Annotated in this window: 26 protein-coding genes and 1 other RNA gene; 13 read left to right on the top strand and 14 right to left on the bottom strand. The window is 72.3% G+C overall.

What is annotated here, in order from left to right; genetic code table 11:
* Positions 1-426: 426 nt before the first annotated feature.
* From AC3ANS_RS13490 to AC3ANS_RS13470, 5 genes are all read right to left on the bottom strand, one after another.
* A complete protein-coding gene (locus AC3ANS_RS13490) occupies positions 427-1,665 on the bottom strand; it encodes an HNH endonuclease signature motif containing protein (protein ID WP_488292106.1) in 1,239 nt (412 codons plus the stop codon).
* A 600-nt stretch (positions 1,666-2,265) separates the two neighbouring features.
* Positions 2,266-2,529 carry a hypothetical protein gene (locus tag AC3ANS_RS13485; protein ID WP_488292105.1) on the bottom strand — a complete coding sequence of 88 codons (264 nt, stop codon included), beginning with the start codon at positions 2,527-2,529 and terminating at the stop codon, positions 2,266-2,268.
* 61 nt (positions 2,530-2,590) lie between these two features.
* An RNA gene (rnpB, locus tag AC3ANS_RS13480) (RNase P RNA component class A) lies at positions 2,591-2,979 on the bottom strand.
* A gap of 8 nt (positions 2,980-2,987) precedes the next feature.
* Complete coding sequence (locus AC3ANS_RS13475; protein ID WP_488292104.1) at positions 2,988-3,755, bottom strand: isocitrate lyase/PEP mutase family protein; 768 nt, start codon at positions 3,753-3,755, stop codon at positions 2,988-2,990.
* Positions 3,756-3,773: 18 nt separating this feature from the next.
* Positions 3,774-4,136 carry a hypothetical protein gene (locus AC3ANS_RS13470; protein ID WP_488292103.1) on the bottom strand — a complete coding sequence of 121 codons (363 nt, stop codon included), beginning with the start codon at positions 4,134-4,136 and terminating at the stop codon, positions 3,774-3,776.
* A gap of 142 nt (positions 4,137-4,278) precedes the next feature.
* Here AC3ANS_RS13470 and AC3ANS_RS13465 point away from each other — a divergent pair, with 142 nt between their 5' ends.
* Positions 4,279-4,728 (top strand): tetratricopeptide repeat protein, encoded by a 450-nt coding sequence (locus AC3ANS_RS13465; protein WP_488292102.1) that lies wholly within the window; start codon positions 4,279-4,281, stop codon positions 4,726-4,728.
* Between the two features lie 78 nt (positions 4,729-4,806).
* Here the strand turns inward: AC3ANS_RS13465 and map are convergent, their stop codons facing one another.
* Positions 4,807-5,634, bottom strand: a complete 828-nt coding sequence (gene map, locus AC3ANS_RS13460; protein ID WP_488292101.1) for a type I methionyl aminopeptidase — start codon at positions 5,632-5,634, stop codon at positions 4,807-4,809.
* A gap of 24 nt (positions 5,635-5,658) precedes the next feature.
* Here map and AC3ANS_RS13455 point away from each other — a divergent pair, with 24 nt between their 5' ends.
* The gene (locus tag AC3ANS_RS13455; protein ID WP_488292100.1) at positions 5,659-5,844 is read left to right on the top strand and encodes a hypothetical protein; all 186 of its coding nucleotides are present in this window, start codon (positions 5,659-5,661) and stop codon (positions 5,842-5,844) included.
* Between the two features lie 8 nt (positions 5,845-5,852).
* On the top strand, positions 5,853-6,140 hold the full coding sequence (locus tag AC3ANS_RS13450) for a hypothetical protein (protein ID WP_488292099.1): 288 nt from the start codon (positions 5,853-5,855) through the stop codon (positions 6,138-6,140).
* A gap of 16 nt (positions 6,141-6,156) precedes the next feature.
* Here AC3ANS_RS13450 and AC3ANS_RS13445 read toward each other — a convergent pair whose 3' ends face one another.
* The 6 genes from AC3ANS_RS13445 to AC3ANS_RS13420 are packed head-to-tail and all read right to left on the bottom strand — an operon-like array spanning position 6,157 to position 12,102.
* Positions 6,157-7,413 carry a hemolysin family protein gene (locus tag AC3ANS_RS13445; protein ID WP_488292098.1) on the bottom strand — a complete coding sequence of 419 codons (1,257 nt, stop codon included), beginning with the start codon at positions 7,411-7,413 and terminating at the stop codon, positions 6,157-6,159.
* A 33-nt stretch (positions 7,414-7,446) separates the two neighbouring features.
* Positions 7,447-8,616, bottom strand: coding sequence for a PQQ-dependent sugar dehydrogenase (locus AC3ANS_RS13440; RefSeq protein WP_488292097.1), 1,170 nt, complete (start codon positions 8,614-8,616; stop codon positions 7,447-7,449).
* Between the two features lie 26 nt (positions 8,617-8,642).
* The gene (locus AC3ANS_RS13435; RefSeq protein ID WP_488292096.1) at positions 8,643-9,248 is read right to left on the bottom strand and encodes a response regulator; all 606 of its coding nucleotides are present in this window, start codon (positions 9,246-9,248) and stop codon (positions 8,643-8,645) included.
* Positions 9,245-10,348, bottom strand: a complete 1,104-nt coding sequence (locus tag AC3ANS_RS13430) for a sensor histidine kinase (protein ID WP_488292095.1) — start codon at positions 10,346-10,348, stop codon at positions 9,245-9,247. Before AC3ANS_RS13430 ends, AC3ANS_RS13435 begins: the two co-directional genes overlap by 4 nt.
* Before the next feature lie 27 nt (positions 10,349-10,375).
* A complete protein-coding gene (locus tag AC3ANS_RS13425) occupies positions 10,376-11,170 on the bottom strand; it encodes an ABC transporter permease (RefSeq protein ID WP_488292094.1) in 795 nt (264 codons plus the stop codon).
* A complete protein-coding gene (locus AC3ANS_RS13420; protein WP_488292093.1) occupies positions 11,167-12,102 on the bottom strand; it encodes an ABC transporter ATP-binding protein in 936 nt (311 codons plus the stop codon). The genes AC3ANS_RS13425 and AC3ANS_RS13420 overlap by 4 nt, the downstream gene beginning before the upstream one ends.
* Before the next feature lie 106 nt (positions 12,103-12,208).
* Here AC3ANS_RS13420 and AC3ANS_RS13415 point away from each other — a divergent pair, with 106 nt between their 5' ends.
* Positions 12,209-13,303, top strand: coding sequence for a hypothetical protein (locus AC3ANS_RS13415; RefSeq protein WP_488292092.1), 1,095 nt, complete (start codon positions 12,209-12,211; stop codon positions 13,301-13,303).
* Between the two features lie 3 nt (positions 13,304-13,306).
* On the opposite strand, the gene panB is transcribed toward AC3ANS_RS13415, so the two are convergent.
* Positions 13,307-14,170 carry a 3-methyl-2-oxobutanoate hydroxymethyltransferase gene (gene panB / locus AC3ANS_RS13410; protein WP_488292091.1) on the bottom strand — a complete coding sequence of 288 codons (864 nt, stop codon included), beginning with the start codon at positions 14,168-14,170 and terminating at the stop codon, positions 13,307-13,309.
* A 97-nt stretch (positions 14,171-14,267) separates the two neighbouring features.
* Complete coding sequence (locus tag AC3ANS_RS13405; RefSeq protein WP_488292090.1) at positions 14,268-14,741, bottom strand: VOC family protein; 474 nt, start codon at positions 14,739-14,741, stop codon at positions 14,268-14,270.
* A gap of 89 nt (positions 14,742-14,830) precedes the next feature.
* On the opposite strand from AC3ANS_RS13405, the gene AC3ANS_RS13400 reads away from it, so the two are divergent.
* From AC3ANS_RS13400 to AC3ANS_RS13360, 9 genes are all read left to right on the top strand, one after another.
* A complete protein-coding gene (locus AC3ANS_RS13400; RefSeq protein WP_488292089.1) occupies positions 14,831-15,319 on the top strand; it encodes a SigE family RNA polymerase sigma factor in 489 nt (162 codons plus the stop codon).
* Complete coding sequence (locus AC3ANS_RS13395; RefSeq protein WP_488292088.1) at positions 15,316-16,284, top strand: hypothetical protein; 969 nt, start codon at positions 15,316-15,318, stop codon at positions 16,282-16,284. Before AC3ANS_RS13400 ends, AC3ANS_RS13395 begins: the two co-directional genes overlap by 4 nt.
* Complete coding sequence (locus tag AC3ANS_RS13390) at positions 16,281-17,345, top strand: hypothetical protein (protein ID WP_488292087.1); 1,065 nt, start codon at positions 16,281-16,283, stop codon at positions 17,343-17,345. The genes AC3ANS_RS13395 and AC3ANS_RS13390 overlap by 4 nt, the downstream gene beginning before the upstream one ends.
* An 18-nt stretch (positions 17,346-17,363) precedes the next feature.
* Positions 17,364-18,128 carry a class I SAM-dependent methyltransferase gene (locus AC3ANS_RS13385; RefSeq protein WP_488292086.1) on the top strand — a complete coding sequence of 255 codons (765 nt, stop codon included), beginning with the start codon at positions 17,364-17,366 and terminating at the stop codon, positions 18,126-18,128.
* A gap of 194 nt (positions 18,129-18,322) precedes the next feature.
* Positions 18,323-20,461, top strand: coding sequence for an NAD(+) synthase (locus AC3ANS_RS13380; protein ID WP_488292085.1), 2,139 nt, complete (start codon positions 18,323-18,325; stop codon positions 20,459-20,461).
* 92 nt (positions 20,462-20,553) lie between these two features.
* Entirely contained in the window at positions 20,554-21,195 is a 642-nt protein-coding gene (locus AC3ANS_RS13375; protein WP_488292084.1) for a hypothetical protein, read from the top strand.
* An 82-nt stretch (positions 21,196-21,277) separates the two neighbouring features.
* Positions 21,278-21,925: a hypothetical protein gene (locus tag AC3ANS_RS13370; protein ID WP_488292083.1), complete on the top strand. Its 648-nt coding sequence runs from the start codon at positions 21,278-21,280 to the stop codon at positions 21,923-21,925.
* A 269-nt stretch (positions 21,926-22,194) separates the two neighbouring features.
* Positions 22,195-23,532, top strand: a complete 1,338-nt coding sequence (locus AC3ANS_RS13365) for a glutamine synthetase family protein (protein ID WP_488292082.1) — start codon at positions 22,195-22,197, stop codon at positions 23,530-23,532.
* 2 nt (positions 23,533-23,534) lie between these two features.
* Positions 23,535-24,266 carry a type 1 glutamine amidotransferase gene (locus AC3ANS_RS13360; protein WP_488292081.1) on the top strand — a complete coding sequence of 244 codons (732 nt, stop codon included), beginning with the start codon at positions 23,535-23,537 and terminating at the stop codon, positions 24,264-24,266.
* Positions 24,267-24,274 lie beyond the last annotated feature (8 nt).

The raw sequence follows: 24,274 nt of genomic DNA, 5'->3' as shown, positions 1-24,274 counted from the left end.
CAGGCGATCGCCGAGGTCGAGCTCGTCGGCCGTGCAACCCGCCGTACAGCCGGGGCCGTACGTCGGCCCGCGGGTCGGCTCCGGTTGCGGTGGTTGAAGAACGAGGAGACGTGGTCGCCGTTCGCTGTGGTCACCCGAGGGTGGTCGTCGTCGGCGCTTGGCACGAGGTGGGCGTGTGGTTGCTGTGCTGTGGTCGTCGTTGCAGACCCGGGATTCCTCCTGCCGATTCCACCGCGTCGGGGCGTCCGGTTGGGTGACGGGGTTTCGAGGCTCGCTTCGCTCGCACCTCAACCGCCGTCGCGGTGCCGGAACACGGTGGTTGAGGTGTGAGGAGCGCTGATGAGCCTCGAAACCACGCTGGCGGGCGCCGTCGGGGCGGGGGCATGGGAGTGGCCCCGCGGGCCGTGGCCGGCGGGGTCGGGTGGGTCAGGTATGTCGGGTGTAGGTCCGGCCGTGGGGGCTGGTCCACACCAGCAGCCGGTGGCCGACCCTGTGGAGGGTCCAGCCGCCGTGGGTCTTCAAGCGGTGGTGGAACCGGCACTCGGGCACCAGGTTGCAGCTGCACGTCGGCCCGCCCTCGTCCCAGGCGATGACGTGGTCGAGGTCGCAGCCACGGGAGGGGCGGCTGCAGCCAGGGAACAAACACGTCGGGTAGGTCGCGATGATCTGCTCGCGCAGGGTCTTCGAGGGCGTGTAGCCGGGGACCTCGATGTGCTCGTTGAGGTCGAGGACCGGTCGGATGGTGACGGGTCCGCTGGCGGTGGCGCACCAGCCCTCGACCTGTGAGACCACCACGTGGGTGCGGGTGTTCTCCACCCCGGCGAGCGCGGACTCTGAGAGGTGCACGTAGACGACCAGCTCCCGCTGCTTCCTGGCCGGCTGGACGCTCACGGCCGTGGTGTCGGGTGCGAGCATGAGGTCGCCGCGGGCCAGCGCTCCGGCGGCCAGGGCGCGGCGCACGTTCAGGGACTCGGTGCAGCCGAGGTCGGCGAGCTGCTGCGCACCCGTGGCCAGGGCGTGGTCGAGGTCGAGGGCGTCGGCGAGGTCGAGCTCACCGCGGATCGTGGCGGTGCCCTCCAGGGTGGCGTGGTGGGTGTCGATGTCGAAGAACCGGCCCTCCGCGGCCAAGAGGCGTTGGTGCTCGGCCTCGATCGGGTCGAACAACCCCCGGGCCGCTTCCACGGTCCGGTCGAGCTGGGCCCAGGTGAGCCGGTGCGCGAGCGGGGCGAGGTGCGTGTCGACGTGGTCGGCCGCCTCGGGCGGGAGGGACATCGTGCTGGTGGCGATCCGCCGGGCCCGCCACACCGGCACCTGCCCGGCCATCACCCGGGCCCACAGGCGGGGGAGCCGGTGGCGGACCTCGACCGCATCCCCCAGATAGGAGCGGCCGGCGTCGGTGGTCATGCCCAGGGCGAGGGCGAAGTCCGCGACGCAGAACTCCGCGACCAGGGGTGCACCGGGACCGGCGATCGCGAGCTCACCCTGTGTGCCCTCCACGGTGGCTGCGTCGTCCAGGGCGTCGGCGGGGTTTGCGGTGGCCCAGTCGACGGCCATCTCGAACTGGCGGACTTCCCGGTCGGTCAGCTCTGCGTGGTTGGTCTCGAGGGCAGCCAGGACCCGGGCCGGGGTGTCCGGTCCGGTGGTCTCGATCGGGGTGGCTGCCATGGACCTATCCCAGCACTGGCCGCCGACAGTCGAGGGCCCAGAACCCGGGTATCCACAGGGTTCTGGGCACTCCGAAGGTAAAATCCGCGAGTACCCGTCGGGGTCAGGGTCGGCAGGAGGAATCCCGGGTCGTCAACGACGACCACAGCACAGCAACCCACCACGGACCTGGTGCCGAGAGACCGCGGTGACCACCCTCGGGTGACCACAGCGGACGGTGACCACGTCCCTCGCCTTTCAGCAACGACGACCCGGGCGTACCTGTAGGCCGGCGTGCATCCGGCGCCCTGCCGACGCTGCGGTGGTTTCGAGGCTCGGGCCTAGCGGCCCTCGCACCTCAACCACCGTGCTCCGCGGGCCTAGCGGCCCTCGCACCTCAACCACCGTGCTCCGCGGGCCTAGCGGCCCTCGCACCTCAACCACCGTGGTCCAGCGCCCTGCCGACGCGGTGGTGGTTTCGAGGCTCGGGCCTAGCGGCCCTCGCACCTCAACCACCGTGACTCCGCGGGCCTAGCGGCCCTCGCACCTCAACCACCGTGACTCCGCGGGCCTAGCGGCCTCGCACCTCAACCACCGTGCCAGGGCCGGCGGCGTACGCGCTCATCTCGTGATCCACAGGTCAGCGTCCCAGCCGAGGCGTCTCAGCTTCTCCACGAGCTCCTGTCCCACCTGGGCACGGTCGGGGCCGGAGAGGTGGAACCGCCACCGCCATGGCTCGGTGCCCGTGCGCGAGTACCCGTGCCCCGTTCGCTGACCGGCCGCCGTGAGCAGGTCGGCGACCTCGCGCGGCAGATGCTCCTCCGACCCCACGCCTGGATCCACCGGCACCCGGGGCGTCACCGCGAGCAGGACGGTCGTGGACATGGCCCGCAGACTACGGCGCCCCGCGATGCCTGGTGCTCTTCGCCGGTGCAAGGTGGTGGTGCGGACGGGCTGGCCTGTAGGCCGGGTTCTGTCCCCGGCGAGCCGGGGGGCGACCATCCATCTACGGGTGCCGTTGCCGACACCCTCCAGCGGTCTACCCGCGCACTCGGGCGGGCCGCCCTCGAACATGCGCGCATCTCGTGCAAGCACGGGACTTCTTGACCTTGCTCCAAGTGGGGTTTACCGAGCCGGCCGGGTCACCCCGGTCGCTGGTGGTCTCTTACACCACCGTTTCACCCTTACCCCTCCTCGCCGGAGCGGGGAGAGGCGGTTTGTTCTCTGTGGCACTGTCCCGCGGGTCACCCCGGGTGGGTGTTACCCACCACTCTGCCCTGTGGAGCCCGGACCTTCCTCGGGGAGTTGCCTCCACGCGGTCGCCCGGCCAGCCCATCCGCGGCTCAAGGATAGCGGCGAACCCGGGCCTGCGCTTCGGCGTACGACGTCGCCGCGGGCGGGGCATCCCCGTCGCGCACCGCGGTAGCCACCCGGACGGCCGCGTCGATGGCGGCGCGGTAGGGCAGCGAGCCCGTGCTGACCCGGCGAACCCCGAGGTCAGCGAGGTCGCGCAACGCCAGGCCGGGGGTGACGAGCAGGTTCAGCGGCGCGGGTACGGCGGCCGCGACGTCGCGGATCGCGTCCGGATCGGTCAGGTCCGGCACGAACACCCCGTCGGCACCGGCCTCGACGTACGCCAGCGCCCGCTGCACCGTCGCGGGGACCGTGTCGTCCTCGTGGAACCAGTAGGTGTCGACGCGAGCGTTGACGAACACGTCCGGGCTGAGGTCCTTGACCGCAGCGACCTTGGCGGCGAGCAGGGCGGGATCCACCAGGCGGCCCGCGGCGCTGTCCTCGAGGTTCACCCCGGCAACGCCCAGCTCCGCCAGTGCGGCGACGTACGCCGCGACCTCGTCGGGATCGTCGGAGTAGCCGTCCTCGATGTCGACCGAGACATGCACCGGCAGCCGCGCCAGCCGCGCGGCGAGGACGAGGTTGGCCTCGCGGGTGACGCCGTCGCCGTCCGGATAGCCGGCGGACGTCGCCACCCCGAAGCTCGTCGTCCCGACGGCCGGGAAGCCCGCCTCGACGAACCCGAGCGCCGACGGCACGTCCCAGGCGTTCGGCAGCAGCAGGGGCAGCTCGGCGTGGTGCAGCGCGCGGAACGACATGGGAGGAGTCAACCAGCGTCAGGGGTGCAGCGCGCGATGCCGGCCGACCGCCCTCCTGCCGACCCGGTCGACCGGGCCGTGCGCGCGGCGGGCCAGCAGCCGCATCGCGATCACGACCACGATCGTGGTCAGCAGGCTGGACAACAGCACCTCGTCGCGGGTGAGGCCACCGACGTACGGCTGCAGGTCCTGCTCGGTCGACGACCCGAACACCCACTCGCTCGTGATCAGCCCGACGGCGAAGCAGGCGACGCCGTCGACGGCCACCGCCCTCGCCCGCCGCGAGCGGTCCCCACCGACCAGCAACGCGGCGGCAACGGCGAAGACGAACGCGATGGCGCCGAGCAGGGCCAACCCTTCCAGTCCCAGGTCCCACTGCATGGCAGTGCCTCCCTTCCGGGTCTCCTCCCAGCGTGGGCCTGAGGGCGGTGGCCGCGGTAGAGGACTACGGCCCGGACGGTCGCCGGAGGAGGGACGGCCGGCCGGTCGGGAATCGGCCGCCACCGGACGGGGTTGGAGGGTTGTGAACGACTTCGACCAGCAGATGAGCCAGCTCCAGGCGCCGGTCGTCTTCCCGGGTCAGACCGGCCCGGAGTCGGCGTACCGCACGGCGTTCGACCTCCTCGCCCGCCGGGCACCGCGTGAGGCCCTCGATGTCATCGAGCCGGCCCTCGCCGAGGACCCCGCCAACACCGGCCTGCGCACGCTCCGCGCGTGGGCGTTCCTGATGCGCGCCCAGCTGCAGCGCGCCGAGGCCGAGCTCGGCGACCTCGTCGACGAGAACCCGGCCGACGACTGGGTGCGCCACGCCCTCGGGCGTTGCCTGGAGCGCCAGAGCCGGTACGCCGAGGCACTCCCGCACCTGCGGCTCGCAGCGACCATGACCGGCGACCCCGAGCACGAGGTGGCCGTGCTGCGCGTGGAGCGCCGCCTCGCCGAGACCGGCGTGTCGTCGTACGACGACCTGGTCTGAGGCGGATCGGGTCGTGTGCCTGAGGACTGTCCATGGACCGTCCTCAGGCACACGACCCACCCATCGGTCGGGCGGGCCTCAGGGCAGCGTCAGCACCTCGGCGCCGTCCGGGGTGACCAGCAGCGTGTGCTCGAACTGCGCGCTGCGGCGCCGGTCGCGGGTGAGCACAGTCCAACCGTCGTCGGCCATGTCCCACTCGTGGGTGCCGAGGTTGAGCATCGGCTCGATCGTGAACGTCATCCCGCCCTCGATCACCGTGTCGTAGGCCGGGTCGTCGTAGTGCGGCACGACCAGCCCGCTGTGGAACGCGGTACCGATGCCGTGGCCGGTGAACTCGCGGACCACGCCGTACCCGAACCGCGCGGCGTAGGACTCGATGACCCGGCCGATGACGTTGATGCGCCGGCCCGGGCGGACCGCCTTGATGCCGCGAGCCAGCGCCTCGCGCGTGCGCTCGACGAGCAGCCGGGACTCCTCGTCGACCTCGCCGGCGAGGAACGTCGCGTTGGTGTCGCCGTGGACGCCGTCGAGGTACGCCGTGACGTCGATGTTCACGATGTCGCCGTCCTCGACGACGCGGTCGCCGGGGATGCCGTGGCAGACGACCTCGTTGACGCTGGTGCACAGCGACTTGGTGAACCCGCGGTAGCCGAGCGTCGAGGGGTAGGCGCCGTGGTCGCAGAGGAACTCGTGCCCCACCCGGTCGAGCTCGTCGGTGGTCACGCCCGGCGCGACGTGCGACCCGACCAGGTCGCGGGCCTGCGCGGCAAGCCGGCTCGCGAGGCGCATCCGCTCGATCGTCTCGGCGTCCTTCACCTCGCTGCCGTTGAACCGAGCGGGCGCGTCCTTGCCGACGTACTCCGGTCGCGGGATCGACGCGGGCACGGCGCGGAGCGGGGGAGTCACCCGACGAGTGTAGTTTCGGTCGGCATGAGCCAGTTCTGGTACTGCGTGCGCCACAAGCGCGTCGAGGACGAGTCGAACCTGTGCCCGCCGATCGACCGCCTGGGGCCCTACGAGTCCCGCGCGGAGGCGGAGCACGCGCTCGAGACCGCGGAGCTGCGCAACGAGGACTGGGACAACGACCCCAACTGGAACGACGACGTCGAGAAGTAGGTCCGGACGTGACCAAGCCGGGGCGGCGCCCCCGCGGGCGCCCCGACGTCTCCCCGTGGCCGTTCGTGGGGATGGCCGGGATGGCGTGCGCGTTCTTCCTGTACGCCGCGAGCGGGCTGGTCGCCCCCTGGTGGGCGGTCGTGGTGCTGCTCGGGGTGTGGGTGGTGCTCTTCGTGGTGGCCTGCGCCTGGTGGTCGCCGCACCCGCGCTGGGTGCCGGTCCTGGCGGTGTTCGCGGTGGTGTTCTGGTTCGCGGCCGTCACGCTCGGCGCCGCGGTCCTGGGCTGGAGCGCCTGAGGCGGCTGCCGGTGACTCAGGCCTCGTGCGGGCGCACGCGCAGCCGGGTGATCCGGTGCCGGTCGACGGCCGCGACCACCAGCTCGTGGTCGCCGACCACCACGGTGTCGCCGGGGACGGCGAGCCGGCCGAGGAGGTGGACGACGAACCCGGCTGCGGTCTCGTAGGGGCCGTCCTCGAGCAGCACGCCGGTGCGTTCGGTGAACTCCTCGATCGTCAGGCCGGCGTCGACCTCGCCGTCGACCTCGGGCTGGGCCAGGTCGTACTCGTCGTGGATCTCGCCGATCAGCTCCTCGACGAGGTCCTCGAGCGTGACGATCCCGTCGGTGCCGCCGTACTCGTCGACGACCACGGCGATGTGGCTGCCCTCCGCGCGCATCCGCGACAGCGAGGGCAGCAGCCGGTTGGTGGCGGGCAGGTGCGGGATCTCCCGGGTCAGCGCCCGCACCTGCAGCGCAGGGTCGGCACCGAGCAGGTCGCGCACGTGGAGGAAGCCGCGCACGTCGTCGAGGCCGGACCCGATGACCGGGAAGCGTGAGTAGGGGCTGGTGCGTGCGGTCTCGACGGCGTCGGCGACGCTGAGGCTCGCGGACAGGAACGTGACGTCGCCGCGCGGCCGCATCACCTCGCTCAGCGACCGGTCGCCGGCGTCGAACACGTCCGCGAGGATGCGCCGCTCGTCGTCGGCGAGCCCCTCGTGGCGGTCGACCAGGAAGCGCAGCTCCTCGTCGCTCAGGTCCTCCGCGGCCGCGCCGGGGTCGCCTCCGAAGACTCGTACGACGGCGTCGGTCGAGACCGACAGCAGCCACACCACGGGTCGCATCACGGTCGCGAACCGGTCCAGCGGCGCACCCACCAGGTAGGCGACGCCGGCGGCCCGCTGCAGGGCGAGACGCTTGGGGACCAGCTCGCTGAACACCAGCGAGAGGTAGGCGATGAACAGCGTGAGCAGGACCAGCGCGACGGTGTCGGCTGCGTCCTCGCCGAGCCCGGCGTGCTCGAGCACCGGCGCGAAGTCCGGCGCCAGCGTGGAGGCGCCGTACGCCGCCGAGAAGAACCCGGCCAGGGTGACCCCGATCTGCACGGCAGCCAGGAACCGGTTGGGGTCGCGCGCCACGGCGGCGACGCGGGCGCCGCGCGCCCCGCGCTCCGCGAGCGCGTTGACCTGCCCCTCGCGCAGCGAGACCAGCGCGATCTCCGTGCCGGCGAACACACCTCCCACCAGGACGAACAGCACGACCAGGGCGAGGTTGATCAGGGTCTGCTGGTCCACCGGGTGGTCGTCACCGCTCTCTCGTCGTCCTGATCAGGGTCTAGGACGGACAACGAGGATCGAGTCGTCACCGTTCCCGTTGTCGGTGGTGACGTAGATGACCGAGCCCGGGCCGTCGACGACCGTGCGGATCCGGCCGAAGTGACGCAGCGCGGCCGGGACCCGCACCTTCTGCAGCTTGCCGGCGGCGGAGAACTTCAAGAACAGCACCCGTTCGGCCTTGAGCGCGGCGACCGCGAAGCTGCCGTTGTAGGCGCCCCAGCCCTTGCCGTAGACGAAGCCGCCGCCGGAGGTGGCCAGGGTCGGGTCGCCCGAGTGCCACGCGGCGGGGATCTGGTGCCCGGGAAGCGACTGGTCCGTCATCGGCACGGACTCGTTGTAGCCGGGCACCGGGTTGTAGCCGTAGTCGCCGCCCGTGCGCAACCGGTTGACCTCGTCGTCGCGGTAGGTGCCCTGCTCGACCGACCACAACGTGCCGTCGCGACGCTGGTCGAGCCCCTGGACGTTGCGGTGGCCGTAGGTGTGCACGTAGCGCTTGTCGTGGTTGGCCGCCCGCACGAACGGGTTGTCCGGGCACGGCTTGCCGGTCTCGGCCAGCAGGCACAGGGTCTTGCCGCCGAGCGACAACTTGTTCTCCGGGTTGGTCCCGGTCGCGGCGTCGCCGGTGCCGACGTAGAGCCGGGGTCCGACGGCGAGGAGCCGGCAGCCGCCGTGCCGGCCGCTCGTGGCCGGGAACCCGCCGAGGAGCTCGCGCCCGCCGGTCACCGAGAGCAGGTCGTCGCTCAGCGTCCAGCGCATCACGCGTACGTCGTGCCCGCCGCTGGTGGTGCCGCCCTGGCAGGTGAAGAACCGGTGGTTGGTGGCGAATGCCGGGTCGACCTCGAGCCCCAGCAGGCCGGTCTCCCCGGACACCCACACCGAGTCGGTGGGGAAGTCGCGGATCGTGCGCGCCCGGCCGTCGGCCCACAACGACACCGTCGCCCGGTCACGCTGGGTGAAGAGCAGGCGGCCGCCGCCGATCGGGCGCACGTCCCAGGGGTGGTCCAGGCCCGTGACCAGCTTCGTCACGCGCAGCGTCGGCACCGCGGCCCGGTCGGCTGTCTGCCGAGGTGCACGGTCGGGGGCGGGGGCCTGCGCGTGGACGGCAGGCGTGATCAGCGTGGCGGCCAGCGCGGCCAGGGTTCCGAGAGCGAGGGTGCGCATGGTCCGACCGTTCCCCGTCCGCGACGTCATAACCATCCGTTGCCCTCCGCGGTGATGACGGCCTCGGCCCGGTTGGTGGCGCCGGTCTTGCCGATCGCGGCCGAGAGGTGGTTGCGCACGGTGCCCTCCGAGAGGAACAGCCGGGTGGCGATCACGGCCACCGACGAGCCGTCCCGGGCGGCCTGGAGCACCTCGGTCTCCCGTGCCGTCAGCGGTGACTCGCCCGCGACGAGGCTGTCGGTCGCCAGGGCCGGGTCGACGACGCGCAGTCCGGCGTGCACCCGGCGTACGGCGTCGGCGAGCTGGGCCGCCGGGGTGTCCTTGACGACGAACCCCGAGGCGCCGGCCTGCAGGGCGCGGCGCAGGTAGCCGGGCCGGCCGAACGTCGTCACGATCAGCACCCGGGTCTCCGGGGCCGCGCGCCGGAGCTCCGCGGTCGCGGTGATGCCGTCCATGCCGGGCATCTCGACGTCGAGGAGCGCCACGTCGGGATGGTGGGTGAGCGCGGCCGCGACCACCTGGTCGCCCGAGCCGACCTCCGCGACGACTTCCAGGTCGGGCTCCAGGCTGAGCAGCGCGGAGAGCGCGCCACGCACGAGAGCCTGGTCGTCGGCGAGCAGCAGCCGGATCATCGGAGCACCTGCAGACTGAACCCGGGGGAGAGGTCCCGGGTGACCACGGTGGCGCCGATCGCGGCCGCCCGTTCGCGCAGACCGGCCAGGCCCGAGCCGCCGGCGGCCGCGCCGGGGCAGCCCTGTCCGTCGTCACGCACCTCCGCGGCCGACGGGGTGAGCCGCACCTCGCACGTGCGGGCGCGGGAGTGGCGGATCACGTTCGTCACGCCCTCGCGCACCGTCCATGCGAACAGCTCGCGCAGCTCGGTCGGCACTTCGTCGGCGGAGTTCGGCAGCCGGGCGTCGATCTCGGCTGCCGTGAGAGCGGCGCGGGCGCGGGCCAGCTCCCCGGGCAGCGTCAGGTCCCGATAGCCCTCGACGGCACGGCGTACGTCGGCGAGCGCGTCGCGGCTGAGCCGCTCGAGGTCGGCGAGCTCCGCCCGGGCCCGTTCGCGGCCCTCGAGCGTGTCCTGGTCGAGCAGCCGCTGGGCGAGCTCGGCCTTGACCGTGATGACCGTCAGCGAGTGGCCCAGGATGTCATGGAGGTCGCGGGCGAAGCGGGTGCGCTCGTTCTCGACCGCGAGGCTGGCGTTCTCCTGCTCGGCGCGGAGCAGCGCGATGTTGCGGCGCATGACGGTCCGCATCCCGAAGATCGCCACCGAGGCCGCCATGATGCCGAAGGCCAGGCCGATCTGGCTGCCCCAGTCCTCGACGGCACTGAGCCCGAGCGACCCCGCCATCAGGGCGACGACCACCGGCACCGCCAGCCGGAGGGGGAAGACCATGACCGCCGCGACCGCGATGTAGACGACGCTCGCGAGGCCCTTCTCGCCCAGGCACGCGACCATCACCGCGCCGAGCAGGGCGAGCGTTGCGAGGTAGGGGGCGGTGAACGACAGCGGTGGCTCGCCGTCCAGGCGGGTGCGGTCGTAGCGCATGCGGGTCCACAGCGTCATGTAGACCGTCGCGAACACGACCGTGGACACGATGCCCAACACGCCGCTCAGCTGGTCGCGGTGGGTCCACCCCTCCAGCAGCGGGTCGACCAGGAAGAACAGCCAGATGCCGGCGAAGAGTGGTGCCGCCCGACCGGCGCGGTTGGGCGGCACCTCGCTCATGCTCGGAAGACTAGTCACCTCGATGCCTCAGACGCGGGCGGTGTCCTTGCTCATCCGCCACGCGGCGCCGATGACGAACACCAGGAGCCAGCCGACGGCGTTGACGAGCGCGTACCACGGGAGCTCGTGGGTCAACGGGGAGCGCGCGACCTCGGCGACGCCGTACATCGGGGTGAAGACCGCGACGTGCCACAGCCCGCTGCCCTCGTTGAGTGGCCAGAAGACGCCACCGAGGAACGACAGGAGGGCCAGGCCGGGACCGAGCAGCTGCATGGCGTTCTCGCCCGGGACGATGTAGCCGATGAACACGCCCAGGGCGGCGAACGTCAGCGTGCAGCACAGCGTGACGGCCGCCGCGCCCAGCCACACACCGCTCGGCATGTCGGCACGGCCCTGCAGGACACCGCAGGCGTTGACGACCGCGATCGCGAGCGCGCCCATCACGAGGGCCACCAACGCCTTCATCGTCACGTAGGCGACCGGGTTCAGCGGGGTGAGGCGCAGCTGGCGCGACCAGCCCAGGGCCCGCTCGGTGGCGACCATCGCGCCGCACGCAGCCGCGATCAGCGCAGCGCCGTACAGCGACATCGAGATCAGGATGTACGCCGCCTCGTTGCCCGACCCGATCGGGGTGTTCCAGGTCGTGTCGCTGCCGGTGATCGCGAAGTAGAGCCCGGCCGGGAAGATCATCGTGAAGATCACCGTCCGGCGGTTGCGCAGCATGCGCAACAGCTCGATGCGCAGCACCTTGCGGCTGAAGCCGCCGAGCGGGGGCACCCGCCGGGCGGTCGGGTCGATCGTGATGGCGCTGGTGGTGGTCATCGGGCGTCTCCGGTCAGGCTGATGAACGCGTCCTCGAGGCCGTGCGAGGTGATCTCGAGGTCGCGGGCGGGGGTGTGGGTCAGGAGGTGGCGGGCGACGGCGTCGCTGTCGCGGGTGTGCACGAGCACGGTGTCGCCGCGGAGCTCGACGCCGGTCACGCCGTCGATCGCCGCGAGCGGTCCGGGGTCGGCACCGGGGAGCGTGGCGCGCACGGTCCGGCCCGAGGCCAGGGCCTTGATCTGCGAGGCGGTGCCGTCGGCGACGATGCGGCCCTGGCTGATCAGCACGATCCGGTCGGCGTACTGGTCGGCCTCCTCGAGGTAGTGCGTCGCGAACAGCACCGTGCGGCCCTGCTCGGCGTCGCGCCGGATCGCGGACCAGAACGCCCGGCGGCCCTCGACGTCCATGCCGGTGGTCGGCTCGTCGAGCAGCAGCAGCGCGGGGTCGGAGAGCAGGGCCATCGCGAAGCGCAGCCGCTGCTGCTCGCCCCCGGAGCACTTGGCGACGCGGCGGTCGGCGATCGCGGTGATGCCGGCGTCCTCGAGCACCTCCGCGGCCGGGCGGGTGTCGGCGAACAGGCTCGCGGTGTACTCCACGGTCTCGCGGACCGTGAGGTCCTTGAGCAGCCCACCGGTCTGCATGACCGCGGACACCAGGCCGCGGGCGATGGCCTCGCGCGGCTGCAGCCCGAGGACCTGCGCGGTGCCGGTCGTGGGGTGGGAGAGCCCCAGGATCATGTCGATGGTGGTCGTCTTGCCGGCGCCGTTGGGGCCGAGGAACGCGACGATCTCGCCCTGCTGGAGCTCCAGGTCGATCCCGCGCACGGCGTGCACGGAGCCGAAGTCCTTGGTCACTCCCGACAGGCGGACCGCCGGGTGCGGGCCGGATGCGGCCCGCTGGGAACCCGTGGTGAGGGTGTCGGTCGAGGTCATGGCCCCAGCCTGGCGGCTGCGACCGGCGCGACCCTCGCCCGAGCGTCACGAGGACGGCATGACAAATGTCAGGCAACTTCCGCGGCCAGGGGCCCGTCCCAGCGGCATGGTGCGCGCTCGGGCTCTGGCCCTGTTCCTCTCCGTGGCTGCGGTCCTGAGCTGTGCAGCGTGCCAGGACGACCGGCCGACGGGTCCCGCCACGACGGTCGCCGACCAGGCCCGGTCGCTCGTCGTCTCCGAGGTCGCGTCCTGGCCGGTGGACCCGCACCGGGTGCAGGTGCTCGGGCTGGGCCCGACGTACGTCGCGTGGCTCGTCGCCCGCACCGACGACTGGGGGGACGGGGCGCGGCGGGTGGTCGTGGCCGACCTCGACGGCGGCACGCCTCGCACTCTCTACCGCTCGGCGTACGACGGCGGGGAGATCACCGGGGCGGCGGAGCTCGCCGGCCGGGTCCTGGTCGTGGACACGCGGCCGGGGACGCTGGACGCCGGTCCACCGGCCGCGTGGAGGCTCGTGGCCGTCGGCCTCGACGGTGGCCGGCGGGTGCTCGCGCAGTCCGTGCCGGGCATCTCGAGCTGGGCACCCTCGCCGGTGACCGCGGACGGTGGCGCCGGGTGGGTGCTGCAGCCGAGCGACCCGTCGCTGGGCGGGGTCGCCTACACGTGGGAGCCCGGCGCGGACCCGCAGCGTCGGGGGAGGGTCGGCCGGTCGAACCTGGTCGGCATCGTCGACGACGCGATGGTGCTGGAACGGATCTCGAGCGTGGAGGTGCGGGGGATGGACCGGGAGGACCTGGTGCTGCGCGCGCGGGGCGGCGTACGGGATCTCACCCGGGACGGGCTCGTCGTGGAGGCGGACGTCGACGGGTCGACGCTCACCTGGTCCGAACGTGCCGACGGCGGGCACCAGCTGGCCGACCCCGTGACGATCCACTCCCTCGACCTGGCGCACCCGGATCAGGCCGCGGTGGTCCGCACCGCTCCGACGGGGTACGCACTGCGCGCCGGCGACGGCTTCGTGCTGTGGTCGGCGCCCGCGCAGGGTCTGCTCGTCGCGCCGGCGGGGGGTGGCGACGCCGTACGGCTGCCGGGGGCCCGCGTGCCCGGAACCGTGGGCGCACCGGTCGCCGACGGCCACCGGGTCGCCTTCGTCCGCCGGTCCGACGACGGCGTGCGGCTGGTCGTGCTCGAGGTGCGCTGAGCGCTAGAAGGTGTGCTCGGGGCCGGGGAAGGTGCCGGCCTTGACGTCCGCGGCGTAGTCACGGGCAGCCTGGAGGAGCACACCGTGCAGGTCGGCGTACTGCTTGACGAACTTCGCCATCCGGCCCGAGCGGAGGCCGAACGCGTCCTGCCAGACCAGCACCTGACCGTCGCACTCGACGCCGGCGCCGATGCCGATCGTCGGGATCGAGACGGCCTCGGTCACCTCGGCGGCCACGTCGCCGGGCACCATCTCCATCACCACCGCGAACGCCCCGGCCTCCTCCATCGCGCGGGCCTCCGCGACCACCTTCGCGGCCGCGTCGCCGCGCCCCTGGACCCGGTAGCCGCCGAGGTTGTGCTCGGACTGGGGAGTGAAGCCGATGTGCGCCATCACCGGGATGCCGCCCTCGGTGAGCTTGCGCACCTGGGGGACCATCTCGATGCCGCCCTCGAGCTTGACCGCGTGGGCGTTGGCCTCCTTCATGAACCGTACGGCGGTCAGGTAGGCCTGCTCGGGCGAGGCCTGGTAGGAGCCGAAGGGCAGGTCGGCCACGACCAGGGCGCGGCGCACGGACCGGGTGACCGCGCGCGCGAGCGGGATCAGCTCGTCGACGGTCACCGGCAGCGAGGTCTCGTTGCCGTAGACGTTGTTGGAGGCGCTGTCACCGACGAGCAGCACCTCGATGCCGGCCTCGTCGAAGGTCTGCGCGGCGTACTGCTCGTAGGCGGTGAGCATCGCGAACTTCTCGCCGCGCTGCTTCATCTCGCGCAGGTGGTGGGTGCGGATCCGCTTGATCGGCGCGGCGCCGGCGGTCGATGCGGTCGAGACCCCGGAACCGTACGGGGGCGTCTCTTCGGTGCTCATGCGTGCTCCCTGACGTCATCTCGCAGCTCCCTGGTGGAGTCCACGGACCGCTCGTCAGGCTAGCCGCGTACCGGCGGGTTCACTCCTGTGTCGATCGTCACCCGGCGGTGCCGGCGGCGGCATCGGCAGCGGCCTCCATCTCGGCGATGACGATCTTCTCCATCTGCATCATGGCGTCGGAGGCGGCACCCGCCCGGGCGCGATCGGGGTCGGACAGGAGCTCGTAGAGCCGGGTCGGGATGATCTGCCAGGACAGTCCGAACCGGTCCTTGAGCCACCCGCACTGATCGGGCCGGCCGCCGTCGACCAGCGTGTCCCAGTAGTAGTCGACCTCGGACTGGTCGGCACAGCTGACGCTGATCGAGATCGTCTCGGTGAACCCGGCGTAGATCGGGCCGCCGTTGATGCCGCGGAACGGCTGTCCGTCGAGGGTCCACTCCGCTGCGAGCACCCGGCCGTCGTCGTAGTGCGCAACCGATCGGATCTCGGAGTTGGGGAAGACCGCGGTGTAGAGCTCCACGGCCTCCATGAGGTTGTCGTCGAACCACAGGCAGGTGCTGATCTCGGGCATGACCGTCTGACCGGCGCGCCGGTGAGAACTCATCGCAACTGGCCCCAACCCGACGGGGGCGTGCGAGCGTTCAGGGAGTGAGGAGGCCGATGAACGAGCAGGAGTTCACCGCATGGGCGGCCGGCGTCGAGCGCCGGCTGCTGCGTTCGGCGTACCTGCTCACCGGTGATCTTCATCGAGCCGAGGATCTCGTCCAGGAGGCGCTCGTGAAGGTGGCGATGCGGTGGGACCGCCTGCGCGAGGGCAACCCGACGGCGTACGCCCGGACCATCCTCGTCCGTGACCAGATCTCGTGGTGGCGACGACGCCGGGAGGTCCCGGTCGAGGAGGTGACGCTTGCGGCGGTGGTCTCGAGCGACCCCGACGCTGCGATGGTCGTACGCCGCGCACTCCAGCGCCTCACCCCCGCGCAGCGGGCGGTGGTGGTGCTGCGCCACTTCGACGACCTGTCGGTCGAGGAGACCGCCGCGATCCTGCGGGTCGCGCCGGGCACGGTGAAGAGCCAGAACGCCGCCGCCCTGGCGCGCCTGCGCGACGGCGCCCCGGAGCTGCTCGACCTCATCGGGAGGACGCGATGAAGGGGCTCGAGGATCTGCTCGACCGGGCGACCGACGCGATCGAGTCGCACGTCGACCACGCCGGAGTGCTCGCCCGGGCGCGCCGCCGGCGTGCTCGCCAGCGAGGGCTCGTCGCCGGTGTCGCGGCGGCAGCGGCCGTAGTCGCGGTAGTCATCTCCCTGCAGGTCGTCGGCGGCGATGACCCGCAGACCCGCGAGCTGCCTCCTGCGTCGCACACCCAGTCGGACCCGGCTCGCGAGGCGCCCTGGGACCCGCGTGGGGTGGAGAGCCTTCCGGCTGCCGCGGCGGACGTGGCGACGCTGCTTCCGGATGAGCTGCAGGTCCCTGAGGTTGCACCACACGTCGAGGACGACCCGGTCGACGCGGCTGTGCTCGCCGTCGATGACGGCGCCGACGTCCTGCTCCTCGGCATCGACGGGCGGTGGCACTGCGTCGTGGTCGACGGCAAGACCCAGCCGTCACCGGCGCTGTCACCGGCAGGTACGCGGCTGGCGGTGGCGGACGCGACCGGCGTCGTGATGGTCGACCTCGCGACGGGGACTCAGAAGCACCTGCCGCTGCCGGCCGGTTACCGTCCGGCCCGCAACGTGCCCGGCCTGGGGATGCAGTGGCTCGACGAGGGAGACCTGCTGGTCACGGACGGTGACGGCGCGTGGGTGCTCGACGTCGATCGGGGGACCGACAAGCAGGCGACCGACCGCCTCGTGCGCGCCCAGGCATGGACCCTCGGGCTCCCTGTTCTCAGCGACGAGGCCGCCCGCTGGGACGTGCGGCCTATGAGTGAGCTCAACGACGGGTCCGCACTCCTACGCGTGGCCCCACCGACAGGCGGCGACCGCGCCCGATGGTGGGTCGTGCAATGGAACCCGGTCTCGGGTGACCTGGCTCTCGTCACGTCGGTGGACGGCGACCCCGACAGTGCGGCGAGCTTCGCCCGAGACCTCGTCACCTTCGCCCCGTCATGAGACTGGTGGGCGCGACGGTCGCGCTGGTGCTCACCGGCTGCTCGGCCGCAGCGCCCCAGGACCCTGCGCACCGGGTCGCGCCGCCGTCCGCCCCGACACCAACGGTCGCGTCTGCGCCCGGGCGGGTCGTCGCGCCGACGCACTTCGACCCGCGCGGCGTCGGCGACCTGCCGCCAGCACCCGCCGACGTCGCGCGTGGACTGCCGAGGGTCATCGACCCGCCGGCCGCCGCGCCGCGCCTGGCGGACCGGCCCGTCGCGGCCGCGGTGTTCAGTGCGTACGTCGGGGACGTGGTGCTCCTGCTGACCCCCGACGGGTCGTGGCGCCGGGTCCCCGCTCCGCCGAAGCGCAGCTTCGGGGGCACCGAGCTCACGCGGGACGGGACCCGGCTCGCGGTCGAGACCGCAGTGGGCGTTGACGTGTGGGACCTGGGCTCGGGTCGCCGCACCCAGATCCCGATGCCGGCACGCGCCCACCCGTGGGACTACTCGAGCTGGCGCTGGGTCGACCGCCAGACGCTGTTGCTCGACGACAAGGCGGGCGGGTGGCTGGTCGACGTCGCGTCCGGTGCGGCCGAGCGCACGCCGTACCCGAGCAGCTCCAGCTTCTGGTGGACGGTGGACCCGGACGGCGCCGTGGTCGAGAGCGCCGACTGGCGCTACCCCAACCGGCTCACGGACTGGGCCACGGAGGAGCCGCGCCGGGTCGTCATGGCTCAGACCGGACGCCTGATGCAGCTGCGGGCCGGACGTGCCGTCGTGGTGGGCACGTCGTACGACGGCCATCCGTTCGGGGTGTACGTGGCCGAGCGAGGGGACCTGACGCCGCGCCGTGTGCTCCGGGTGCGCGACCACGACGCGAACTACAGCAACGGGGGGCTCGGGGTGCTCGCGCTGCTCGAGGACGGCACCGTGCTGCTGCGGGTCGCGGTCCTCGGTGACGACCCCGGGATCCCGTGGCGGGTCGTGGCGTGGCAGCCCGCGTCCGGCCGCCTCTCACTCGTCAGCCGGGTCGCCGGGACCGTCGAGCTGGAGTCGCTGGCCCCTGACCTGGCGGGGTGATCGGGCTTACAGTCGCCCATGGCCTTCGACGTCGCCGCGGACTCCTACGCCCGCTTCATGGGTCGCTACTCCGAGCCGCTCGCCGACCGCCTCGTCGAGATCGCCGGCGTACGTGCCGGGCAGCGCGTGGTCGACGTCGGCTGCGGGCCTGGCGTCCTGACCTCCCGCCTCGTCGAGCGCTTGGGCCCGGACAACGTCGACGCGATCGACCCGTCGCCGTCGTTCGTCGAAGCCGCACGCGTGCGGTGCCCGGGGGTCGACGTCCGGTACGGCAGGGCCGAGGCGCTGCCGTTCGCGGACGCGGCGTACGACGTCGTGCTGGCCAACCTCGTCGTGCACTTCATGTCAGACCCGGTGCAAGGCCTGCAGGAGATGGGTCGCGTCGCGCGCGCCGACGGCCTGGTCGCCGCGACCGTCTGGAACCACGCGACGGCGACGGGGCCGCTCTCGACGTTCTGGCAGGCGGCCAAGGACCTCGATCCGGAGGCGGCGGACGAGGCGGCGCTCCCCGGCACCGGCGAGGGAGACCTCGGCACGCTCGCTCGCGAGGCAGGACTGCGCGACGTGCGGGAGGGGACGATCACGGTCACGGTGCCCTACGCCTCGTTCGAGGAGTGGTGGGAGCCCTACACGCTCGGGGTCGGCCCCGCCGGAGACCACGTCAACAGGCTGGGCGAGGAGGGGCGCGAGCGGCTCCGCGCGCGGTGCGCCGAGCTGCTCCCGGACGGTCCGTTCACCGTCGACGCCACCGCGTGGTCGGTCCTGGCGCGGCCGCCACACTGACGCCAACCAGATCGCCCTCCACGGCTGTCGGGTCGTGTGCCTGAGAACGACCCATGGCCCGTGCTGAGGCACACGACCCGGACGGGCTCGCGCACCGGCCCGTGGCCGCGTGACACCACGGGTGCGACCTGGCGCTCGCTGGACCACACGAGTCCGGCATGTGTGGGGGCCGGGCGCGTGGGAAACTCCGACTCGTGGACTTCTACTCCGCCTATGCCCATGGCTTCGCCCGGGTCGCCGCCTGCACGGTGCCGATCCGGGTGGCTGACCCCGCGACCAACGTCCGCGCCGTGATCGACCAGGCGCGCGCCTGCTCCGAGGACGGCGTCGCGGTCGCCATCTTCCCCGAGCTGTGCCTGTCGGGGTACGCCGTCGACGACCTGTTCCTGCAGGACACGCTGCTGCGGGCGGTCGAGGACGCGGTGGCCGAGCTGGTCGAGGAGTCCGCCGACCTGCTGCCGGTGCTCGTCGTCGGTGCTCCCGTGGTGCACGGCAACCGGGTGCTCAACGCCGCGGTCGTGATCCACCGCGGGCGGATCCTCGGTATTGCGCCGAAGTCCTACCTGCCGACGTACCGCGAGTTCTACGAGCGCCGCTGGTTCGCCCCCGGGGACGACGTACGCGGCACGACCGTGCTCGCCGGCCAGGAGGTGCCGATCGGGCCCGATCTGCTGTTCGAGGCCGAGGACGTGCGCGGCCTGGTCCTGCACGTCGAGGTGTGCGAGGACATGTGGGTCCCGATCCCGCCGAGCGCCGAGGCCGCGTTGGCGGGAGCAACCGTGCTCGCGAACATCTCCGGCAGTCCGATCACCATCGGCCGGGCCAGTGACCGGCAGCTGATGGCGCGCAGCGCGTCGAGCCGCTGCCTGGCGGCGTACCTCTATGCCGCGGGCGGCCAGGGTGAGTCGACCACGGACCTGTCCTGGGACGGCCAGACGATGGTCTACGAGAACGGCGAGCTGCTGGTCGAGACCGAGCGGTTCCCCGACGGGCCGCGAGCCTCGGTGGCCGACGTCGACCTGGACCGACTGCGCATGGAGCGGATCCGGATGGGGACGTTCGACGACAACCGGCGTGGTTTCGAGGCTCGCTTCGCTCGCACCTCAACCACCGAGTCCACTCGCTTCGCTCGCACCTCAACCGCCGAGTCCGCTCGCTTCGCTCGCACCTCAACCACCGGAAGCCCGTTCAGGACGGTCGGCTTCGAGCTCGCCCCGCCGGCCGGCGACATCGGGCTGCGTCGCAAGGTCGACCGGTTCCCGTTCGTGCCGGACGACCCCGAGCGGCTGGCCCAGGACTGCTACGAGGCCTACAACATCCAGGTGTCCGGCCTGGAGCAGCGGCTCGAGGCGATCGGGGGCGGGGACTTCCAGCCCAAGGTGATCATCGGGATCAGCGGGGGGCTCGACTCCACCCACGCGCTGATCGTCGCGGCCAAGGCGATGGACCGCCTCGGGCGACCGCGCACCGACATCCACGGCTTCACGCTGCCGGGCTTCGCGACCGGTGAGCGCACCAAGGGCTACGCCTGGCGGCTCGCGGACTCGCTCGGCATCACCATGGAGGAGATCGGCATCACCGGCGCGGCCCGGGAGATGCTCACCGACCTCGGCCACCCGTTCGCCCAGGGGCAGGAGGTCTACGACATCACGTTCGAGAACGTCCAGGCGGGCCTGCGCACCGACTACCTGTTCCGGCTCGCCAACCACCGCGGCGGCATCGTGCTCGGCACCGGCGACCTCTCCGAGCTCGCGCTGGGGTGGTGCACGTACGGCGTGGGCGACCAGATGTCCCACTACAACGTCAATGCCGGCGTACCGAAGACGCTCATCCAGCACCTGATCCGGTGGGTGGTCGCGAGCGATCAGTTCGGCCAGGAGACCAACGACGTCCTCATCGAGATCGTCGGGCAGGAGATCACTCCCGAGCTGATCCCGACCCGCGAGGACCAGCTGCCCCAGTCCACCGAGCAGTCGGTCGGGCCCTACTCCCTGCAGGACTTCTCGATCTTCCAGACGCTGCGCAACGGCTTCGTGCCGAGCAAGGTCGCGTTCCTGGCCTGGCACGCGTGGCACGACGCCGACGCGGGGGAGTGGCCGCCGAACTACCCCGAGGACCGGCGCGTCGAGTTCGACCTGGAGACGATCCGACGCTGGATGGTGGTGTTCGTGAAGCGGTTCTTCGCCAGCCAGTTCAAGCGCTCGGCGCTCCCCAACGGTCCCAAGGTCAGCCACGGCGGCACCATGTCGCCGCGCGGCGACTGGCGGATGCCGTCCGACGCGAGCCCGGCCGCCTGGCTCGCCGAGCTGGAGGCGAACGTCCCCCTGTCGTGACCGGTTCTCGATCGGGTGCAACACCAGGGCCGGGTCGAGGCGTCTCCCTCAAGTGGGCACCATCCGGTGCCCCAGGACACCAGGAGAGACACATGCGCACGATCTCGGGACGACGTACGGCGACCATGCTCGCGGCCCTGACAACGGGACTGGGGGCGCTGGCGGGCACCGTCGCCGTCGGCGGCACGGTGGAGAGCACCCACGCGGCCGCGGCCGCGCCGCGGCAGGCGGTCCACCGGACGGACCTCACCGTGGTCCTCCAGGGGTGTGACGACTGCTCGGTCGGCTTGCAGCACGCGATCAACGGCGCCGGTGACACGGTCTGGACCTCCCGGGTCCGCAAGGTCGGTGCCGACCACGAGGTCACCTTCCGGATGCCGACGCGTCTGACGCACGGGCTGTCGTTCGTGCTCGACGCCCCGTGGGCAGGCAGCATCGGCGCCGTGCCCAACATGGTCACCCGCTACGCCGGCCACTCGGTCGGCAGCGCGATCGGGCGCGCCGAGGCCCGCCACGGGCGTCGGGCCGAGGGCTGCTGGGCCGGCACCGCGGACGGCGCGGCCCGGCTGACGTTCCGCGTGGACCGGGTGCGGGCGAAGACCCCCGACGGCCACCCCACCCAGATCGCCCTCTCCTACAGCGCGCACACCCTGCCCAGCTGGAAGCCGATGGTGCGGACGTTCAAGGGCACGATCGGCAACCAGGACGCCTTCTACTGCGACAGTCCGCACTGATCCCGGTCGGGATGCAACCGAACGCCCGGGTCGGACGTCTCCTCGGTGACACACCGAACCACCACCTCCGAGGAGACACCCCATGAGCAGCATCAGCCCGGTCCGTCGTCGCGTCGCCGCAGCGGCCGCCGTGGTCGCCGGCCTGGCCGGTGCCGTGGCGACCGGCGGCACGGCTGCGGACGCGACCGCACCCGTGCCGTCCGGGGACCGCGCGGTGCCCAAGACGACGATCACCTTCGAGATGCCCGGGTGCGACGGCTGCCAGGTCCGCCTGGTGCAGGCGCGCTGGGACGACTCGACCAGCTCCGGCGTACGCGTCTGGACCAGCGGCCAGCGCACCGTCGAGGACGGCAGCGTCGTCTACACGGTGCCGAGCAAGCGCATCCAGGGGATGTCGATGACGGTGATGGCGCCCTGGGAGGGGCACACGGGCTACCTCACCACCACGGTCTTCCGGTACGGCGGCACGCGGGTCGGCGACGAGGTCGGGTTCGGCGAGGCGCGGACGAAGTCGCGGGGCACGGCGTGCTGGGCCGGCACCGACGCGGACGCCGTGTCGATCCCGCTGACCGTCCGCAAGGTGTGGGTCGAGGGTGTCCGGCACCGGGTCCGCGGGTCGATCGCCTACGCCGACGTGACCCAGCCGTGGATGGCCCCGATGCGGACCGTCTGGGACGGCGTGATGGGCTCCCAGGACGTCAACATCTGCGGGAAGCAGCCCCAGGGCTGACCCCATCTGTTGCGCGAGTCGGCGCGTCTGCTCGCGCTGAGGGGTCGAGTCGGCGCGTCTGCTCGCGCTGAGGGGTCGAGTCGGCGCGTCTGCACGCTCCTCTTGTCAGCTCACGCGTGCAGTTGCGCCGACTCGGGGGTGCTGACGCGTGCAGTTGCGCCGACTCGGCGGTGTGGGGCGTGCAGTTGCGCCGACTCGGGGGTGCTGACGCGTGCAGTTGCGCCGACTCGGCGTCTGGTGGGTGGCGGATGCGCCGATAGGGTGCGGCCATGGGAAAGCAGGAAGAGTTCGTGCTCCGCGCTCTCGAGGAGCGGGACGTCCGGTTCGTCAGGCTGTGGTTCACCGACGTCCTGGGGTTCTTGAAGTCGGTGGCGGTCGCACCGGCCGAGCTCGACGGGGCGTTCTCGGAGGGCATCGGGTTCGACGGCTCCGCGATCGAGGGCTTCGCCCGGGTCTACGAGGCGGACATGCTCGCCATGCCCGACCCCTCGACGTTCCAGATCCTGCCCTGGCGCGGTGAGGGACCGTCCACCGCGCGGATGTTCTGCGACATCGTGATGCCCGACGGCTCCCCGTCGTACGCCGACCCACGGCACGTGCTCAAGCGCACGCTGAGCAAGGCGGCCGACCAGGGGCTGACGTTCTACACCCACCCCGAGATCGAGTTCTACCTGTTCAAGGACTCGCCGGTGGCCGGCGCCGAGCCGGAGCCCGTGGACCGCAGCGGCTACTTCGACCACACCGCGACGTCGATGGGTGCGGACTTCCGCCGCGAGGCGATCAGCATGCTCGAGTCGATGGGCATCTCGGTGGAGTTCAGCCACCACGAGGGCGGCCCGGGCCAGCAGGAGATCGACCTGCGGTACGCCGACGCCCTGACGACCGCCGACAACGTGATGACGTTCCGCACCGTGATCCGCGAGGTGGCGCTCGGCCAGGGCGTGTGGGCGACGTTCATGCCCAAGCCGTTCACCACCCACCCGGGCTCCGGCATGCACACCCACGTCTCGCTGTTCGAGGGCGACCGCAACGCGTTCTTCGAGGCCGGGGCGGAGTACCAGCTCTCGACGACGGGCCGGCAGTTCATCGCCGGCGTGCTGCGCCACGCCAGCGAGATCAGCGTCGTCACCAATCAGTGGGTCAACAGCTACAAGCGGCTGATGTTCGGCGGCGAGGCGCCCTCCTACATCTGCTGGGGCCACAACAACCGCTCGGCGATGATCCGGGTCCCGATGTACAAGCCCAACAAGGGCCAGTCCACCCGCATCGAGCTGCGCACCATCGACGCGGCCTGCAACCCCTACCTCGCGTTCGCGGTCACGCTGGCAGCGGGCATGAAGGGTATCGCCGAGGGCTACGAGCTGCCGCGCGAGGCCGAGGACGACGTGTGGGCGCTGACCGAGCGCGAGCGCAAGAGCCTCGGCATCGAGCCGCTCCCCAAGAGCCTGTCGGAGGCGATCGCGGTGGCCGAGCACTCCGAGCTGCTCGCCGAGACCCTCGGGGAGCACGTGTTCGACTTCTTCCTGCGCAACAAGCGTGCGGAGTGGGAGGAGTACCGCGGCCAGGTCTCGGCCTTCGAGCGTGACCGCATGCTGCCGGTGGTCTGACGGTGCGGCCGACGGTCCTCGTGGTCGAGCACGATGCGGAGTGCCCGCCGGCGTGGGTGGGGACCTGGCTCACCGACGCGGGCTGCGACCTCGACGTACGCCGTCCCTATGCGGGTGATGAGCTGCCCGGGCCGTCCGAGGCTTCGTCGTACGACGCCCTCCTCGTGCTGGGCGGCCCGATGGGCGCGAACGACGACGCCCGGCACGCGTGGCTGGGACCGCTGAAGGAGCTCATCCGCGACGCGCGCGCCACCCGGCTGCCCACCCTCGGCATCTGCCTGGGGCACCAGCTGATCGCCGCCGCGCTCGGCGGCACGGTCGAGCGCAACACCCACGGCCAGCAGGTCGGCCTGCTGGACGTCGGCTGGACGGACGCGGCCGCCGACGACCCGCTCTTCCGGCCGCTGGCGACCCCGCGGCGCGGGGTGCACTGGAACGACGACGTCGTCACGGCGCTGCCGAGCGACGCCGTGCTGCTGGCGGCCGCACCGGACGGCGAGGTCCAGGCCGTGCGCTACGCCTCCCGGATGTGGGGGCTCCAGCTCCACCCCGAGGTCGACCTCGCGGTGCTGCAGCCGTGGGCCGACGACGACCGCGGATCGCACGAGACCCGCGGCATCGACACCGACGCGATGCTGCGTGAGATCGACGCGGCTCGTGCGGAGCTCGACGACGCCTGGCGGCCGCTCGCGAGCGGGTTCGCCGCGCTGGTGGCGGAGCCGGCGGGACGATGAGCCGGTCG

This window comes from Nocardia sp. 149-1B (genome assembly GCF_057747975.1).
The sequence above is the reverse complement of the archived record's forward strand: the minus strand, read 5'-3'. Positions and strand labels throughout refer to the sequence as shown.

What these genes read in the sequence shown, in the direction of transcription:
- AC3ANS_RS13490 (WP_488292106.1), bottom strand. Translation starts at nt 1,665, where the DNA reads ATGGCAGCCACCCCGATCGAGACCACCGGACCGGACACCCCGGCCCGG.
- AC3ANS_RS13485 (WP_488292105.1), bottom strand. Translation starts at nt 2,529, where the DNA reads ATGTCCACGACCGTCCTGCTCGCGGTGACGCCCCGGGTGCCGGTGGAT.
- AC3ANS_RS13475 (WP_488292104.1), bottom strand. Translation starts at nt 3,755, where the DNA reads ATGTCGTTCCGCGCGCTGCACCACGCCGAGCTGCCCCTGCTGCTGCCG.
- AC3ANS_RS13470 (WP_488292103.1), bottom strand. Translation starts at nt 4,136, where the DNA reads ATGCAGTGGGACCTGGGACTGGAAGGGTTGGCCCTGCTCGGCGCCATC.
- AC3ANS_RS13455 (WP_488292100.1), top strand. Translation starts at nt 5,659, where the DNA reads ATGAGCCAGTTCTGGTACTGCGTGCGCCACAAGCGCGTCGAGGACGAG.
- AC3ANS_RS13440 (WP_488292097.1), bottom strand. Translation starts at nt 8,616, where the DNA reads ATGCGCACCCTCGCTCTCGGAACCCTGGCCGCGCTGGCCGCCACGCTG.
- AC3ANS_RS13435 (WP_488292096.1), bottom strand. Translation starts at nt 9,248, where the DNA reads ATGATCCGGCTGCTGCTCGCCGACGACCAGGCTCTCGTGCGTGGCGCG.
- AC3ANS_RS13430 (WP_488292095.1), bottom strand. Translation starts at nt 10,348, where the DNA reads ATGAGCGAGGTGCCGCCCAACCGCGCCGGTCGGGCGGCACCACTCTTC.
- AC3ANS_RS13425 (WP_488292094.1), bottom strand. Translation starts at nt 11,170, where the DNA reads ATGACCACCACCAGCGCCATCACGATCGACCCGACCGCCCGGCGGGTG.
- AC3ANS_RS13420 (WP_488292093.1), bottom strand. Translation starts at nt 12,102, where the DNA reads ATGACCTCGACCGACACCCTCACCACGGGTTCCCAGCGGGCCGCATCC.
- AC3ANS_RS13415 (WP_488292092.1), top strand. Translation starts at nt 12,209, where the DNA reads ATGGTGCGCGCTCGGGCTCTGGCCCTGTTCCTCTCCGTGGCTGCGGTC.
- panB (WP_488292091.1), bottom strand. Translation starts at nt 14,170, where the DNA reads ATGAGCACCGAAGAGACGCCCCCGTACGGTTCCGGGGTCTCGACCGCA.
- AC3ANS_RS13405 (WP_488292090.1), bottom strand. Translation starts at nt 14,741, where the DNA reads ATGCCCGAGATCAGCACCTGCCTGTGGTTCGACGACAACCTCATGGAG.
- AC3ANS_RS13400 (WP_488292089.1), top strand. Translation starts at nt 14,831, where the DNA reads ATGAACGAGCAGGAGTTCACCGCATGGGCGGCCGGCGTCGAGCGCCGG.
- AC3ANS_RS13395 (WP_488292088.1), top strand. Translation starts at nt 15,316, where the DNA reads ATGAAGGGGCTCGAGGATCTGCTCGACCGGGCGACCGACGCGATCGAG.
- AC3ANS_RS13390 (WP_488292087.1), top strand. Translation starts at nt 16,281, where the DNA reads ATGAGACTGGTGGGCGCGACGGTCGCGCTGGTGCTCACCGGCTGCTCG.
- AC3ANS_RS13385 (WP_488292086.1), top strand. Translation starts at nt 17,364, where the DNA reads ATGGCCTTCGACGTCGCCGCGGACTCCTACGCCCGCTTCATGGGTCGC.
- AC3ANS_RS13375 (WP_488292084.1), top strand. Translation starts at nt 20,554, where the DNA reads ATGCGCACGATCTCGGGACGACGTACGGCGACCATGCTCGCGGCCCTG.
- AC3ANS_RS13370 (WP_488292083.1), top strand. Translation starts at nt 21,278, where the DNA reads ATGAGCAGCATCAGCCCGGTCCGTCGTCGCGTCGCCGCAGCGGCCGCC.
- AC3ANS_RS13365 (WP_488292082.1), top strand. Translation starts at nt 22,195, where the DNA reads ATGGGAAAGCAGGAAGAGTTCGTGCTCCGCGCTCTCGAGGAGCGGGAC.